This window comes from Streptomyces sp. NBC_01439 (assembly GCF_036227605.1).
Classification (GTDB): domain Bacteria; phylum Actinomycetota; class Actinomycetes; order Streptomycetales; family Streptomycetaceae; genus Streptomyces.
Map to the genome: position 1 here is coordinate 2,451,987 of NZ_CP109487.1, position 13,563 is coordinate 2,465,549.

At 71.7% G+C, this 13,563-nt stretch carries 15 protein-coding genes; 5 read left to right on the forward strand and 10 right to left on the reverse strand.

The genetic code is table 11. The features are described from left to right. Positions 1-8: 8 nt before the first annotated feature. Together OG207_RS10735 and OG207_RS10740 are read left to right on the forward strand one after the other, a co-directional pair. On the forward strand, positions 9-491 hold the full coding sequence (locus OG207_RS10735) for a DUF456 domain-containing protein (RefSeq protein WP_329098042.1): 483 nt from the start codon (positions 9-11) through the stop codon (positions 489-491). Between the two features lie 111 nt (positions 492-602). After that, complete coding sequence (locus OG207_RS10740) at positions 603-797, forward strand: hypothetical protein (RefSeq protein WP_329098044.1); 195 nt, start codon at positions 603-605, stop codon at positions 795-797. A 234-nt stretch (positions 798-1,031) separates the two neighbouring features. On the opposite strand, the gene OG207_RS10745 is transcribed toward OG207_RS10740, so the two are convergent. Beyond that, entirely contained in the window at positions 1,032-1,256 is a 225-nt protein-coding gene (locus OG207_RS10745) for a hypothetical protein (protein WP_329098045.1), read from the reverse strand. 89 nt (positions 1,257-1,345) lie between these two features. Further along, positions 1,346-1,711 carry a hypothetical protein gene (locus OG207_RS10750; RefSeq protein ID WP_329098047.1) on the reverse strand — a complete coding sequence of 122 codons (366 nt, stop codon included), beginning with the start codon at positions 1,709-1,711 and terminating at the stop codon, positions 1,346-1,348. 179 nt (positions 1,712-1,890) lie between these two features. On the opposite strand from OG207_RS10750, the gene OG207_RS10755 reads away from it, so the two are divergent. Together OG207_RS10755 and OG207_RS10760 are read left to right on the forward strand one after the other, a co-directional pair. Continuing rightward, positions 1,891-2,262, forward strand: a complete 372-nt coding sequence (locus tag OG207_RS10755; protein WP_329098049.1) for a PPOX class F420-dependent oxidoreductase — start codon at positions 1,891-1,893, stop codon at positions 2,260-2,262. Positions 2,263-2,485: 223 nt separating this feature from the next. Then, the gene (locus tag OG207_RS10760; protein WP_329098051.1) at positions 2,486-2,860 is read left to right on the forward strand and encodes a hypothetical protein; all 375 of its coding nucleotides are present in this window, start codon (positions 2,486-2,488) and stop codon (positions 2,858-2,860) included. Positions 2,861-2,926: 66 nt separating this feature from the next. Here the strand turns inward: OG207_RS10760 and rsgA are convergent, their stop codons facing one another. Continuing rightward, positions 2,927-4,042, reverse strand: a complete 1,116-nt coding sequence (gene rsgA / locus OG207_RS10765) for a ribosome small subunit-dependent GTPase A (protein WP_329098053.1) — start codon at positions 4,040-4,042, stop codon at positions 2,927-2,929. 324 nt (positions 4,043-4,366) lie between these two features. Here rsgA and OG207_RS10770 point away from each other — a divergent pair, with 324 nt between their 5' ends. Next, positions 4,367-4,843, forward strand: coding sequence for an HIT family protein (locus OG207_RS10770; protein WP_329098055.1), 477 nt, complete (start codon positions 4,367-4,369; stop codon positions 4,841-4,843). Positions 4,844-4,859: 16 nt separating this feature from the next. Here OG207_RS10770 and OG207_RS10775 read toward each other — a convergent pair whose 3' ends face one another. From OG207_RS10775 to OG207_RS10805, 7 genes are all read right to left on the reverse strand, one after another. Beyond that, a complete protein-coding gene (locus OG207_RS10775; RefSeq protein WP_329098057.1) occupies positions 4,860-5,279 on the reverse strand; it encodes a hypothetical protein in 420 nt (139 codons plus the stop codon). Beyond that, positions 5,276-6,505 (reverse strand): hypothetical protein, encoded by a 1,230-nt coding sequence (locus tag OG207_RS10780; RefSeq protein ID WP_329098060.1) that lies wholly within the window; start codon positions 6,503-6,505, stop codon positions 5,276-5,278. Before OG207_RS10780 ends, OG207_RS10775 begins: the two co-directional genes overlap by 4 nt. A 145-nt stretch (positions 6,506-6,650) precedes the next feature. Continuing rightward, positions 6,651-7,904, reverse strand: coding sequence for an OmpA family protein (locus OG207_RS10785; RefSeq protein ID WP_329098061.1), 1,254 nt, complete (start codon positions 7,902-7,904; stop codon positions 6,651-6,653). Beyond that, positions 7,901-8,803 carry a hypothetical protein gene (locus OG207_RS10790; RefSeq protein ID WP_329098063.1) on the reverse strand — a complete coding sequence of 301 codons (903 nt, stop codon included), beginning with the start codon at positions 8,801-8,803 and terminating at the stop codon, positions 7,901-7,903. The genes OG207_RS10785 and OG207_RS10790 overlap by 4 nt, the downstream gene beginning before the upstream one ends. A 62-nt stretch (positions 8,804-8,865) precedes the next feature. Then, positions 8,866-11,133, reverse strand: coding sequence for a hypothetical protein (locus OG207_RS10795; RefSeq protein WP_329098065.1), 2,268 nt, complete (start codon positions 11,131-11,133; stop codon positions 8,866-8,868). A 77-nt stretch (positions 11,134-11,210) separates the two neighbouring features. Beyond that, positions 11,211-11,864 carry a toll/interleukin-1 receptor domain-containing protein gene (locus tag OG207_RS10800; protein WP_329098069.1) on the reverse strand — a complete coding sequence of 218 codons (654 nt, stop codon included), beginning with the start codon at positions 11,862-11,864 and terminating at the stop codon, positions 11,211-11,213. Positions 11,865-12,166: 302 nt separating this feature from the next. Beyond that, positions 12,167-13,474: a helix-turn-helix domain-containing protein gene (locus OG207_RS10805; RefSeq protein WP_329098071.1), complete on the reverse strand. Its 1,308-nt coding sequence runs from the start codon at positions 13,472-13,474 to the stop codon at positions 12,167-12,169. Positions 13,475-13,563 lie beyond the last annotated feature (89 nt).

A 13,563-nucleotide genomic window follows, 5' to 3' on the forward strand; every position in this document is an offset into this window, starting at 1 on the left:
CTGAGCGCATGGATCTGCCTCAGCTGCTGCTGGTGGGGCTGGTGCTGCTGCTCGGGGTGGTCGGAGTGCTGATCCCGGGTGTGCCGGGCACCTGGCTGGTGTGGGCGGGGCTGCTGTGGTGGGCACTGCACGTGCGCTCGGCATCGGCGTGGACCCTGCTGGTCGCGGCGACGGCCCTGCTGTTGGTGGTCCAGGTGGTGAAGTGGCTGCTGCCGCCCCGGCGGGTGCGGGGGCTGGGCATCACCTCCCGGATGGTGGTGTTCGCGGGGGCCGGGGCGCTCCTGGGCTTCGTCCTGGTGCCGGTGGTGGGGGCGGTTCCGGGCTTCGTGGGCGGCATCTACCTGTGCGAGCGGCTGCGCCTGGGCACCCACGGCGAGGCCTGGGCGTCGGTGCGGGCGGTGATGCGGGCGGTGGGGACGAGCGTGCTGGTGGAACTGTTCGCGTGCCTGGTCCTGGTGGGGGCGTGGGTGGGGGTGGTGGTGGCGCAGTAGGCGCCCGACGGCCGGCGGCCGGCGCGGGAGACCGGGGTGCGGCCCGGGGTGCGGCCCTCGCGATCAGGGGATACGCTCTCGGCCCCTGACTCGATCGGTCGTGGAGGCGCCATGGGTACGTCCGTTCCGGGCACGCCGACCTTCCCCGCCCCACAGCTGCCGGCGGAGGGCGGCGAGCCGGCGTGCCTCCTGCACCTCGTCTGCGACGCATGCGGAAGCCTGGAGACCGCGCGCGAGGCGCACGGCTGCCCCCAGTGCGGCGCGCCACGCGCCGACGGGGACGACGGGAACCCGGGGCTCCCGTAACGGCGTTCGGTGCGGGAGCAGACGCCCGAGCGGGATCTTCGTTTGCTGCAGGGCGCCGGCCTGCCGAACTGCGCGGTGCCATGGGCTACGACTTCGACCGGCTGCGCGTCCGGCTCCGCTCCCGGGGCATCACAGCGTGCGTCGCCCGCGAGGGCGCCGATCCTTCCCAGCACCCCTGCGACCGCCGGGCCCCCGATGGAGGGCGATCCTCGGCATCACCCTCAGTCACGGGATTCAGCGCTTGACGATGACGTAGACCTTGTCCGGCTCGCGCAGCGTCATCAGGCCCCCCGAAATCAAGCAGGCGATGAAGGAGACCAGCATCCCCCAGGGCGACCACGTGGCGACCGAGATGATCAGCCCGAGGACGCTGAGCCCCAGGATGAACGGGGACATCCACACGAGCAGACCCAGGAGCAGGAATCCCAGGAGGATGTCGAGCCAGAGCATGCCGGTCATCTGAGTCCCCCACAATTCTTCATGTACGCAACCTCATCGCATTGCCTTGTGTGACCGGGGTTCTGCGTCCCCGGAACGCCGACGGAGGGCTAGGGCGCCTCGCGCCGCGGCTGGGGCGGCGAATAGGCCCTGAGCAGCGCGTCCAGGGCGGTGTCACGGTACCGAAGTTCCCGCAGGATCCAGCCCTGGAGCTGCTCTTGCAGTGCGGCGAGCCCGGCGTTGTCATCGGCTTCGAGGCAATCGACGACCCTCTTCTGCCAGTCTTCCAACTTCCACATGTGATGGTTCTCCTCGTGCGACGAACGGGCGCCGGCCAGGAAGAAGGTCAGCGTCATGTGGTGGTTCTTCCACTCCTTGCCGACGGCCTCGGCCGTGACCAGTGCCGCCACCCGCTGGGCATGCTCAGCCGCCGAGTTGTCCGCCGGGTCGATGTTCTCGCTCACCGCTTTGATCATGGAACGACGATAACCTATTTTCGTCGAAGCGACGATAAAGGGGTCTTCTCTCGCCGGCGCTACGCCGGGTCGTCCGCAGCACAGACGGCCCAGGCCGTCTCTTCCGGATCTTGCCGGGCGAGACGGCCTAGGACCGTAGCCCGATGCGGGGGCCGGCGGTGGCTGCGAGGCTGGTCGGCATGACGGACTTCAAGGGTTTCAGCGAGGCCGAACTGGCTTACCTGCGCTCCCAGCACCTGGGCCGCCTGGCCACGGTGGACGCGGCCGGGCGGCCGCAGGCGAATCCGGTGGGCTTCTTCCCCCAGGAGGACGGGACGATCCTGGTGGGCGGAATGGCGATGGGCACGACGAAGAAGTGGCGCAACCTGCACGGGAACCCCCGGCTGTCGCTGGTCGTGGACGACCTGGTGAGCACCCGGCCGTGGCGGGTGCGCGGCATCGAGATCCGGGGCCGCGCCACGCTGGAGACGGGCCCGCACGCGTTGGGCCCCCATTTCAGCCCGGAGGTGATCCGGATCCACCCGGAACGCGTCCACGCGTGGGGGCTCTGACCATCCTCGGGAACCGCCGGTGTGCGGGTGGCCGACCGTCGCCGTACGGATCCCGACGCTGACGCTCTGTTTAGGGGCGGAGCAGCGACAGTAGGGGGTCGGGCTTGTGACGCTGTGAGGGGGAGTACCGGTGCCGATCCGGATGAGGGGCCGCGCCATCGTCGATGCCGTGGGAGGTGCCGTTTCCGCGGCCTCGCACGCCATGGCGCCGCAACGGCGGTCCGTGACCCGCTTACGCCTCACCTGCCTCTACGGCGGGGGGTTCATGATGGCCGGGACGGCGCTGCTGGCCGTGGTCCACCTGCTCGCGGTGCAGGCCGTGAGCAGGGGCAACGATCCGGTGTTCGAACTGCGTTCGGAGTCCGCGATCGTACTGGCACCGGCCGGTTGTCCGGAGCCGTCGGACCGCGGACGAGCCCCCTGTCCGGCCCCCGTGCCACAGCAGCCCAAGGACACTCTGGTGGCGTCCACCGCACTGGTCCTGGCCGCGCTCGTCCCCCTGTCGGCCGCCGCGGGATACGTGACGGCCGGATACGCCCTGTCGCCGCTCCGGCGGATGACCCACAGCGCGCGACGGGCCTTCAGCGAGTCCCCTTGACGGGTAGGGGCGTCCGGGCGGGGCGGGGGCGGGGTCCGGCCCACGGCACCCCGCCCCGGCTGCGCGTCAGACGCGGCCGCCCCGCTTCGCGGCGTGGTTGGCCCGGCCCTCCGCCGACTTCATGCGCCAGTCGCGGCGGATCTCCGACCGCAGCCGGGCGTCCGTCTTGGCGACGATGCGCTGGTTCTCCCGCAGGAGCTTGCGGTAGCTCTCCAGGCGGCGGTCCGGGAGCTCACCGGATTCCAGCGCGGCCAGCACCGCGCACCCCGGCTCCGCCTCGTGCGCGCAGTCGTGGAAGCGGCAGTGTTCCGCGTACTCCTCGATCTCCGAGAAGACCTGGCCGACCCCGGTCTCGGCGTCCCAGAGCCCGACGCCGCGCAGTCCGGGGGTGTCGATCAGGACGCCGCCGCCCGGCAGGGCGAGCAGGTTGCGCGTGGTGGTCGTGTGCCGGCCCTTGCCGTCGACCTCGCGGGCCGCCTGCACCTCCATGACCTCGGTGCCGAGCAGCGCGTTGGCCAGGGTGGACTTGCCGGCGCCCGAGATGCCGAGCAGCACGCTGGTGCCGTCGCCGACGATCGCGGCCAGCACGTCCGTACCCTCCCCCGTGAGGGAGGAGACGGTCAGTACCTGGACGCCGGGCGCGGTGGCCTCCACGTCCTCGACCAGGTGCCCGAGCGTCGCCGCGTCCGGAACCAGGTCCGCCTTGGTGAGGACGACCAGCGGCTGCGCCCCCGATTCCCAAGCCAGGGCCAGGAAGCGCTCGATGCGCCCGAGGTCCAGCTCGACGGCGAGGGAGACCGCGATGACGGCGTGGTCGACGTTGGCGGCGAGGATCTGCCCCTCGGACCGCTGCGAGGAGGTGGACCGTACGAAGGCGGTCCGGCGCGGCAGGTACGCCTTCACGTAGCGGGGATTGCCGGCCGCCTCGACGGCGGCCCAGTCCCCGGTGCAAATGACGCGGAGCGGGTCGTGCGGGGTGACGAAGGCGGTGTCGGCGCGGACGATGCCGTCCGCGGTCATGACGTCGCACTGGCCGCGGTCGACGCGTACGACGCGGCCGGGCAGGAGGCCCTGCTCGGCGTACGGGGCGAACTCGGCCTCCCACGCGTCGTCCCAGCCATAGGTGACGAGGACGTGCTGTGCATCGGAAGGAGCGGACGTGTGGAGCGAAGCGTTGAACAAGGGGGGCCCTTCGAAGGGTGGCCCCGGCGGCGCGCTCTGCGCGCGGAAGTCGAGTGGGTGTCAGCCGGAGACCACAGGGGTGGGAACGATGAACTCCTGAATGCGGGCAGCGCCCGTCACCGTGACAGTCATCAATGTCCTCACCTCCTGCTTCTTCTCAACGACCAACTCCGCTCGCTCGGGAGCGGATGAGCAGAACAGTAGCCCGACCCCGGGACCGGTGCCACCGATTAAGTGCGCGGGGCGGCTCGATTGGGTTTCGCACACGGGCACCGTACGGTGACGGAGTGCACCGGCGTGAGGTGGACGGCACTTGGAGGAGCCATGGACCAGCGAGCCGAGGACCGCAGTGCGGCGCACGGGACGGGTGGCGGACACGACCGCCCGGCCCACGGGGACTGTCCGTTCTGCCGCATCGTTCGGGGCGCCGCACCCGCGCACATCCTCCGTGACTGGCCGGGGGCACTGGCCATCAGCCCGCGGGGCGGAGGCGTCACGCCGGGACACGTCCTCGTGCTGCCCAAGACGCACGTCCCCGATGTCGCGGCCGATCCGGCCGTGTCGGCGATGACGATGCTGCACGCGGCCGAAGTCGCCGGGGAGGTCGGTGACTGCAACGTGATCACCTCGCGGGGTGCTGCCGCCACCCAGACGGTTCCGCACCTGCACGTGCACGTGGTGCCGCGCCGTCACGGAGACGGGATCGCGCTGCCGTGGACGACCTCGCCGACCGGGGACGGCCCTCGCCGACCGGGCCGGGAGAGGCCGCCCTGGACGGCTCCCCGCCCCGCCGGGCGCTGAGCGGGGCCGGCGGGGGTCAGCTCAGGAAGCTGATCAGCAGACTGGCGGCGGCGGCGAGCACCCCGTAGCAGAACAGCATCGGCCGGGACAGCAGCACGGGCAGCCAGGGTGTTTCGGCGCCGTAGCGGTGGGCGTCCATCGTGAACCGGGGCGGGGGGTCCTGCCCGCCGGCGACGACCTTCTCGTACAGGCTGCGGAACATCCGCTCCTGCCGGAGGTAGTAGCCGTCGAGCAGCCAGAACCCGATCACCACGGTCACGACCACCGGAATCGTCCTCCAGTTCGGGCGGCCGTGCGCCACGGCGATGAGCACGCTGTTGAGGGTGATGCACCAGCCCTTGACCAAGAAGGAGTTGTTGCTGAGCCGGGAGATCACGCTCTGCAACAGTTCGAGGTGTTTGAGGTCCTGCTCGCTCAGGTCCGGCTGCCCGGTCATCCTTCGGACGCCGTTGCTCGGGCGAGTGGTTCGGGCCCTCCGGGGATGTGGAACTGGTCGTGCAGCTCCTTGACGATGGCTCCCAGCTCCTGTTCCAACCGGTCCGGGGAGTACCAGGCCAGCAGATCCCTGTGGCGCTCCAGGACGTCCAGACGCAGCCGGGGCGTGGCGGTTCCGCTGTGTTCCTCGTCGACCGGCAGGGCGTACTCCCGTAGTGGCAGCTCCAGGGTGCCCGCCCGCCCGGTGTCGGCCCGTTCGTCGATGATCGCGGCGCACGCCTCGTCCACCACGCCGTGGGCGTCGTCAGCGGTCTGCTCCATCGCGGCGAACAGCCGGTGCCAGGAGGCGCGGTGCGCGGCGATCAGCTTCCGCGCCGCCGGCACCACCCGCCGCGCCTCTTCCTCGGCGTCGGACAGGGCCCCCTGCGCCTCCTTGTGGCTCTCCGCGTAAGGATTGTGCGCGAGGACCGCGGTGGTGAGGGTGGCGAGGCTGAGCGCGATGAGGACGAAGACCGCCATGAGGTAGCCGTTCTCCCCGAACGTCGCGGTGACCTTCTGGCTCTGCTGCGCACGGCTGTGGGCGGTCGCCGCGAGCAGGCCGATGAGCAGCGCGTTGGCGACCACCGGCAGGACCAGGCCGGGCCAGGGGAGCTCGTCGGGCTGCCGGGTCTCCCGCTGCGGCCCGTCCAGCCTCCACAGGTGGTGCCAGGCCGTCCGGGGACTGCGCAGCGTGCGCTCGGTGCGGCGGCCCCGGCGCACGCGTAGCCGGAAAAGCGACCGTGCGAGGACGGAGGCCAGGGCGAACTGCAGGCAGGACACCCCGATCGCGGCCAGGTAGCCGAAGCCGTGGATCACCGTGGTCCAGAAGCCGTCCGGGTCCTGCAGGTCCAGGAGCAGGACCACGGCCTCCCCGACGAAGGGAAGCTCGAACAACACGCTGAGCACGAGCATGACCCACTGGAGCCAGACCCAGGGCTGCCGGCCGCGGCGGCGGCTCTCCGGCCCGTCCGCGGCGTGCCGGTCCTGCACCTTCTTGACGTCGTCCCGTGCCTGGCCCGCCGAGCGGTGGTACGTGAACCGTTCCACGACGTCGATCGCTTCCCGCGCGGCGTGGAACGTCTCGCTGAGTGCGGTGCCCAGGTCGCCGAGGGAGGACTGGGCCGCGGCCAGGCCGGCGTTGCCCCGCGTGAAGGCGCGCGTCAGCGCCGCGCGCTCCTGGCTGTCCACGGAGTCCACCGGGCGTCCGGCCGGGCGGTGCCCGTTCAGGTCGCCGAGCGGGAGGAAGGGCCTGGAGCAGGGTATCGGCGACTCGCGCGGACCGCCCCGTCCAGAACCGTTGCTGCCGTTTACGTTCATGGCTGGAGGTCCGACCTCACTTCCAGAAGATGCGGATGTCCACACGGCGGTCACACTGCAACCGCTCCCCGGCGGACATGTCCTCGGTGGATCGGTCGGAGGGGCACCCCGGGGACACGCCCCGGCCGTACGCCTCGACGCTGGAGCGGGGCACCCCGTGCTCGACGAGCACCTCGACCACGGCGTCCGCGCGGCTCTTGGACAGCGACCGGTCGTTGGCGGATCCGCCGCGCAGGTCGACGTATCCGTCGACCTCGACGCGGTCGAGCCCCGGTGTGGTGCGGGCCCGGACGGCGATGTCGGTGAGCGGCTCCATGGCCGCCGGGCGCAGCCGTGCCGCGTCGGTGTCGAACAACGCGGCGCCCAGCAGCGAATACGTCTGGGAGCGACCGTCGCGGTACGCCACCACCGGGTCGGCCTGGACCGGGCGGGTGGCGGCCGGAGCGGGCGCCGAGCCGACCGGGGCACCGCTGGCTATGCAGTTGGCCCCGGTGGCGCCGGCGCGCTCGCAGAGCGAGGTCCACAGGCGGCTGAGCCAGGCGCGCTGGGCCTGGTTCGCCGACGGCTGTGCTCCGGCGGAGTGCCCCAGGCCCACGAACGTGACGCCGATGCCACTCAGGTCGGGCAGTTCGGAGAACTCTCCCTTCGTGGCGCACACCGACGCGATGGCCTTGACATCGGCTTCGGAGTCGAAGGCTGCCTGGCGCAGGTCGGCACAGCCGTTGGTGGACAGGCCGTCGCTCAGCACCACCAGCCGCCGCGGGCCCTCGACGTCCTGCAACAGGCCGGCGCCCGTGGTCAGGGCGGCCAGGACATCGGTGCCGCCGCGGGCGGGGACCACGCGCTGGGCGGTGGTGACGTCCTCGGCGAGGCACCTGATCGCAGCGTCCCGGTTGGCCTTCTGGTTGCCCGAGTTCCGCGCGCTCTCCTTCCAGTTGGCGGACCGCTTCCGGAAGGTCCAGTCGACGTCTCCGGGAGCGCCCGCGAAGGTGCCGACGGAGAAGGTGTCGCCCGCCTCGACGCCCTCCTCCAGCAGGGTGTCGACCGCTCGACCGTAGTCGGGGCCCTCGGCGCCGGACGCGGCACCGCGCACGGACGCCGAGCCGTCGACGAGGATCACGGTGCTGCCCGCGCCCGCGGCGGGGTCCTGGTCCTTCATCCAGGCGCAGCCCGTCCTCGGGTCGTCCGTGCCGCAACCGGCGAGCAGGAGGGCGAGCAGGCCGACCGGGGCCAGGGATCCGATCGTGCGGGTGACGGCGGACGTCCTCACAGCTCCGGCCCCTCCGCCATCACGACGTCATCGACCCAGGAACCCGGGCTGAGCCCCATCTCCCTGCGGAACGCGTTGATCGCCGTGTCGTACGCGGCGGCGAACTCGTACATGCCGGAACGCTGGTGCGCGCTGCTCGCGCCCTCGAGCGCGTGCAGCAGCGCCTCGACGCTGGTGAGCCGGTCCTTGCGCAGTGCCGACATCACCACGTGGAACCCCTCGTCGGCGAAGGTGGCCGCGAACGGCACCAACAGGCGCCGCTTGTGCTCGTCGAGTTTTTCGAACCGCTCCAGGTTCTTGATCACTTCGAGCCAGGTCTCGGTGAGCTCCTGCGCGCGCTTGGCCCTGAGCTCACCGACCCGCTGCGTCTCCTTCAGCGTCAGCTCCTCCAGGTGGTGCTTCAGCACGTGCTCGCGCACCTCCGGGTCCACCCTCACCCGGACCGACGGCGTGCAGCGGATCAGGCCCTCCGCGTCGTCGAAGCACCAGTTCCCGTCTTCCGAGAGCCTGTCGTTGATCGCCTGCTCGGCCTCGATCGGGTCGTCAGGAGCGCAGGCGCGCGCGGCCGTCCAGGCGACCCGGAGCAGTTCCTCCCGCGCCGTCTGCTCGTGCTGACCCACACGGGTCTTCAGGGTGTCCCGGGGCATCTCCCTGCTGCTCCACCGGAAGGTGGGGAAGACCTGGAAGGAGAACACGTCTCCGCGGGCCGCCATGGAGAGCGCCTTCTCCTGCAGCGGGGACTGCACGGACACCTTCTTGCGGGGTCCCGCCGCGTCGGTGTCGTGGTCGGACCCGGTGTCCTCGGCCTCCGGCTCGCTGGTGTCGCCGTTCTTCGAACGCCACCACCTGCGTACCGCTTCGCGCACGGTGGCGAGCAGGCCCTTGGACCGTCGTCGCATGGCTGACCTCCTGTGATCGGTTCGAGTGCGGGATGTTGCCCGAGCCGGTGGCCGGGCGGTGCTCAGGGTCGACGCCCGCGGATCGCCCGCAGTACCCGTCGTACGCACGGGGAGGCCGGGTGCCGCCGCGCCATGCGGGCGACGTGGAAGCCGGCCCGGGTCAGGAGCTCGTCGGCCGCGGCACGGGAGACGAACCCCTCCAGGAACAGGCTCAGTTCCTCGTCCCTGTCGCCGGCCAGGAGCCACTGCTCGAGCAAGGCCCATGCGAGCCCCGAGTAGGCCGGGTCGACCAGTGCGTGCTGCCACAGGAGCAGCAGGGACGCCTCCCGTTCGGGCTCCTGCATCGCTTGGTGGGCGAGCTTCGGCCGGGACGGTAGCTCGGGCCCGACGGCGTACGGGCCGAGCACGATCAGGGTCCCGACGGCGTGCCGGAGCGGGGACGCTTCGTTGTCGGGACGTCGGACCCAGCGGCCGAGCGCGTCTGCGACCGGTTCGGCGCCGTCGGGCGTCAGGAAGAGCGCGGCGGTCGCGTAGGCGACGGAGGCGTAGCGGACGGGCGTGCGCCGGCTGCCCAGTGCTTCCAGCGCCTCCAATGTGCCCGGGACGTCCCGGGTGCCCACCAGCGTGCCGTAGGCCCGGGCCGCGCTGTCCTGCAACTGCGGGGCGGGGCTGCGGGCCCAGTCGGCGACCTGCCGGTCGATCCGCGCCGTCAGCCAGGAGTCCCCGGCCCCGACGGCCACGGCGAGGGCCAGGGCGGCGTACTGCCGGTCCCGTGCCGACTTGCTGCGGGCCCAGAGCTGTACGAGGTCCCGGTAGACGCTGTCGAAGTCGTGGCGCAGGAGGAGGCCGGCGACCACCGCGGCCCGTGACCGGACCCGCTCCAGCCGGTCTTCGGCCAGCCTCTGCAGCCACCGCAGCAGTGGTGCCCGCAGCCACCCGGGCCCGTGCCAGACGACCTCGATCACGGTCGCCATCAACTCCGGTTCCGCGAGCCGGACTCGGCGCGGATTGCCGGGCGGGCCGGCATCCGGTGCCGCGGCGACGCCCGCACCGGTCTCGACCAGCTGGTCGAGGATCAGGTCGAAGACCCGACGCTCGGGAGCGGCTTCGCGGGTCTCGGCCCGCTGTACCTCGTCACAGAGCAGCGTCCCCACCCGGATGAAGTCGGACAGCGGCAGGCCGTCGCACATGACGTAGGCGATGCGCAGGGGCTGCTGGTGGGGGTCGGGCACCGGGTCGGAGGCCTGGGCGGTCAGCCCGAGCAGGACCCTGGCCATGGTGCGCAGCCGGTTGCGCCAGGCGCCGAAGGCCTGGCCCAGTTCCTCCGGGGGACGGTGCAGGAAGGTGGCCAGCGTGCCGGCCAGGGACACTGCCTCACGAACCGGCAGGCCCGCCCCGAGTTCGTCGTCCACGCGCGGGTCCCGCAGGACGTCACGCAGGTACGCCTGCAAGGAGTGCTGCGGGCAGTCCCCCTGCTCGTGGCCGGCACGGTGCTTGTCGAGCTCGTGCTCAAGATGCGCCTCGAGCACCTTCTTCAGGTCGGGCCCGGTGTGCCGGAACGCGTACGGTGACAGCGCGTCGAGCTCGGCTCCGGGGCTCTCCGTGATCAGCACCACGTGGGCCCCGATCTGGGCCGCTCGCAGCCCCAGGGTCTCCAGGGCGGCCGGTGCGGGCAGCTCGGTGCCCAGGTCCAGCACGATGCCGTACCCCCGGGTGAGGTGTCGATCGGCCTGCTCGACCAGGGCCTGTGCCAGCCCGCCACCCGCGCTGTAGAGGACGGCGACCCGGTTGCTGCCGCAGGTGTCGGCCAGGAGGACCCGGGCCGTGGTGTCCCGCCCGCCGCCCCGGGCCCCGACCACGACGACGATGTGGTTCCTCTTCAGGCAGTCGGCCATCAGCTGGTGATCGGGAACCGGGGCGTGCTGGTACAGACGGTGGCGCTGCTGGACGTCCCTGGCGTCCAGGAGGATCTGCTGGAACTCGACGGGCTGCGGTCCGCCCAGGTTGAGGGACAGGGCGGTGTTGTGGTGTCCGCCGTACGTGTTCGCGTTGCCGGTGGACTGGCGGATGAGGACGGAGAACTGGTCACCGGAGATCAGCTCGACCGCATCGTCCTCGTCCTGACCGGCTCGGGGTGGACGCGGTCCCGACGACTGTGCGCCGGCGAAGTGCGGGGCGCCCGTCGTCCCCTGGTGGTCGTCCCGGACGCCACCGCCCCCTTGAGGTCCGGGGGGCTCGCCGGGGGACCAACCCTCGGCGGGGCCCCACGGCGAGGCCGTCGGGGACGTGCCCGGGGCGGCGGGGCCGTCGTGCTGGTGCGGGACCTGCACGGGGAGATCCGGGTCGGAGGGGGCAGGGCCCCCGACACTGTCGCGGCGGTCTTCCGCCGGAGGGTCTGCCGGTGTGCTCACGGGCGCTCCCGGGCGTCGTCCCTGGGGTCGGACGCCGGGGCCGCGGCGGTGCCGCGTTGGTCGTTGATCGTGTTCTGCCGGCCGCCGATGATGATGCTGGTGCCTTTCACCCGATCGAAGGTGACGGTGGTTCCGCTGTCGGCCCCCGCGCCGCCGTCCTCGCGGCTGCGCCGCACGGAACTCAGCTCGGGGACCGCCCGGCGGATCGCGTCGAGGAGCGGGGGGAAGTCGATCTGCTCCTGGTCGGGGCGGAAGTCGACGGCCTGCCGATAGCTCAGGGCCCGGATGTCGTCCGGCAGCTCATCGACGCTCGGGAGCTTCGCGCCGTCGACCAGAACGGGCATGACGGGCAGCTTGTACGCGAGGGCGAGGGCGATCTCCTTGCGGACCCAGTCGTCTTCGCGGTCGATGCAACGGCGGCCTGCTTCGTCCCGCACGGATGCCCAGTGGGCTCCCATGACCACGAGCAGAAGGTCGCACTTCCTGATTCCCCGTTCGAGCTCCTCGCGGTAGTCGATGCCCTTGGGGAGGTCGCGCTGGTCCCGGAACGCAGCACGGCTGCCGAACTCGTTGCGGAGTTTGGTGTCGATGTGCGAACCGATGTTACGGGTATCGGCGCGACGGAAGTTGATGAAGACGTAGGGGTCCATGTTGGTCCTCGTTCTGCGATGGAAGAGGCGGGCGGTCCGCGCATTCGCCCTCGGGCGGGCGCATGGGTCGCCGGGCGGCTGAGGAGGGTGCGTCAACCTGACGTTTTCAGCCGCCCAGAGGGTGGTCAACGGTGTTGCCTGGGGACACTTCTGCCGGCAACAGGACACACGCGGTCCACTGGGGGCACGCATGGGTTCGAGGTGGTGGTGTCGTCCGTTCGCGTGCGGAGGTTCCGCGCGCGGTGGACCTGGTGAGCCCTGAACGGGGACGTCGTGGAAGTGGGTCAGTCTTCTGGGCCGCCCTATGCGTGTGGTACGGGGTTGCCGCTCAGACTGGCGGCGATGACGGGGAGGACGTCACGGACCACGGCGCGCCTGCTGCGGCTGGTGAGCACCGACCGGAGCTGTCTCACGTCGGTCCGGACGGTGGCCGAATCGGTCGTCATGACGTCGCGTGCGGCGGACTCGGCCACCGCACAGCCGCGCTCGACCTCACCGGCATCGATCAGGGCGAGGGCCAGGCGCGCACTGTGGCGGGCCCTGGCGCGTGCCGCGTGCGGCGCGATGGCGTCCCTGCCAGTGTCGAGCAGGGCGACCGCCTGCTCCGGTCGGCCGAGTTCCCGCAGACACCAGCCCGTGACGAAGGCGGTGAGGTCGGGAAGGTGCGTGCCGCCGAGGGCCGGAGCGCCGTCCGCCCGCGCCCACGGCTCGTGCACGAGGTCGGCACCGCGGTCCAGAGCCCGGCGGCAAGCGTCCTCGTCACCGAGGAGCGCATGCCCTTGGGCCTCTCGCTGCGCGGCCAGCGCTTTGATGCGCGGGCCGCGGGCCCGCGCACCGGCCGCACGGGCGAGTTCGACGGTGGCGAGCGAGTCGTCCCGATACAGGGCCAGTTCGGCCCGTCGCAGCAGCGCGTAGGCCACGAGCTCCTGGTCACCGCCGGCCTCGGCGAGCCCGGCCGCATGGTCGGTCCAGCACTGTGCGGCCCGATCGTCGCCGGCTTCCTGCCACATCCAGCCGGTGTACTCGGCGAAACGCGCGGCGAGCCGCAGGGCGGCGCCCCGGTGCGCGCGCGACGTGCCCCGGCCCAGACCGCGGAGGGTGGCGGTCGCCGCGGTGCTCAGCGGGATCACCGCGCCCGGACCGGAGAGCTGGCCGAGCCGGCGGTATGCGTGGAAGAGGGTGTGGAACACGGGGAGCACCGATTCCTCCAGCGCACCCTGCGAGCCGGGGGTGATGACGCTGTGCGCCACGACCGCGGGCGCCCTTCCCGGCGGCTCGGCGAGCGGGCCGTGGGACGTGAAGTCGCCCTCTCCGCCGTCGTACAGGAGGAACGACCAGGGAGCCGCGTCCAGGTGCGGCGAGGGAGGTAAGTCCCCGTTCCGCTCCTCGGCGGATCCGGGTGCCAGCAACGCGGCGAGCTCCCCCTTGGCGTGGAGCTTGACGTCGAGCGATCGGGCGATCCTGCCCGAGGGCGTGGCGAGTCCGCGCTCGATCTTGCTCAGGTACGACTTCGAGATGTGGACCTCGCCGGCCAGTTGGACCAGTGACTTCTCGGACTCGTTCCTTCTACGGCGCAGTTCTGCGCCGAAGTCCGACCGGGCTGGTGACATGGTGGCTCCCCGCCTTGCTCCGTTGCTGAGCGGATTTTGCCACACCTCGAATGAAGATCATCTATTAAATTGACATCTGCGATTATATG

What these genes read in the sequence shown, in the direction of transcription:
- OG207_RS10735 (WP_329098042.1), top strand. Translation starts at nt 9, where the DNA reads ATGGATCTGCCTCAGCTGCTGCTGGTGGGGCTGGTGCTGCTGCTCGGG.
- OG207_RS10740 (WP_329098044.1), top strand. Translation starts at nt 603, where the DNA reads ATGGGTACGTCCGTTCCGGGCACGCCGACCTTCCCCGCCCCACAGCTG.
- OG207_RS10745 (WP_329098045.1), bottom strand. Translation starts at nt 1,256, where the DNA reads ATGACCGGCATGCTCTGGCTCGACATCCTCCTGGGATTCCTGCTCCTG.
- OG207_RS10750 (WP_329098047.1), bottom strand. Translation starts at nt 1,711, where the DNA reads ATGATCAAAGCGGTGAGCGAGAACATCGACCCGGCGGACAACTCGGCG.
- OG207_RS10755 (WP_329098049.1), top strand. Translation starts at nt 1,891, where the DNA reads ATGACGGACTTCAAGGGTTTCAGCGAGGCCGAACTGGCTTACCTGCGC.
- OG207_RS10770 (WP_329098055.1), top strand. Translation starts at nt 4,367, where the DNA reads ATGGACCAGCGAGCCGAGGACCGCAGTGCGGCGCACGGGACGGGTGGC.
- OG207_RS10775 (WP_329098057.1), bottom strand. Translation starts at nt 5,279, where the DNA reads ATGACCGGGCAGCCGGACCTGAGCGAGCAGGACCTCAAACACCTCGAA.
- OG207_RS10790 (WP_329098063.1), bottom strand. Translation starts at nt 8,803, where the DNA reads ATGCGACGACGGTCCAAGGGCCTGCTCGCCACCGTGCGCGAAGCGGTA.
- OG207_RS10800 (WP_329098069.1), bottom strand. Translation starts at nt 11,864, where the DNA reads ATGGACCCCTACGTCTTCATCAACTTCCGTCGCGCCGATACCCGTAAC.
- OG207_RS10805 (WP_329098071.1), bottom strand. Translation starts at nt 13,474, where the DNA reads ATGTCACCAGCCCGGTCGGACTTCGGCGCAGAACTGCGCCGTAGAAGG.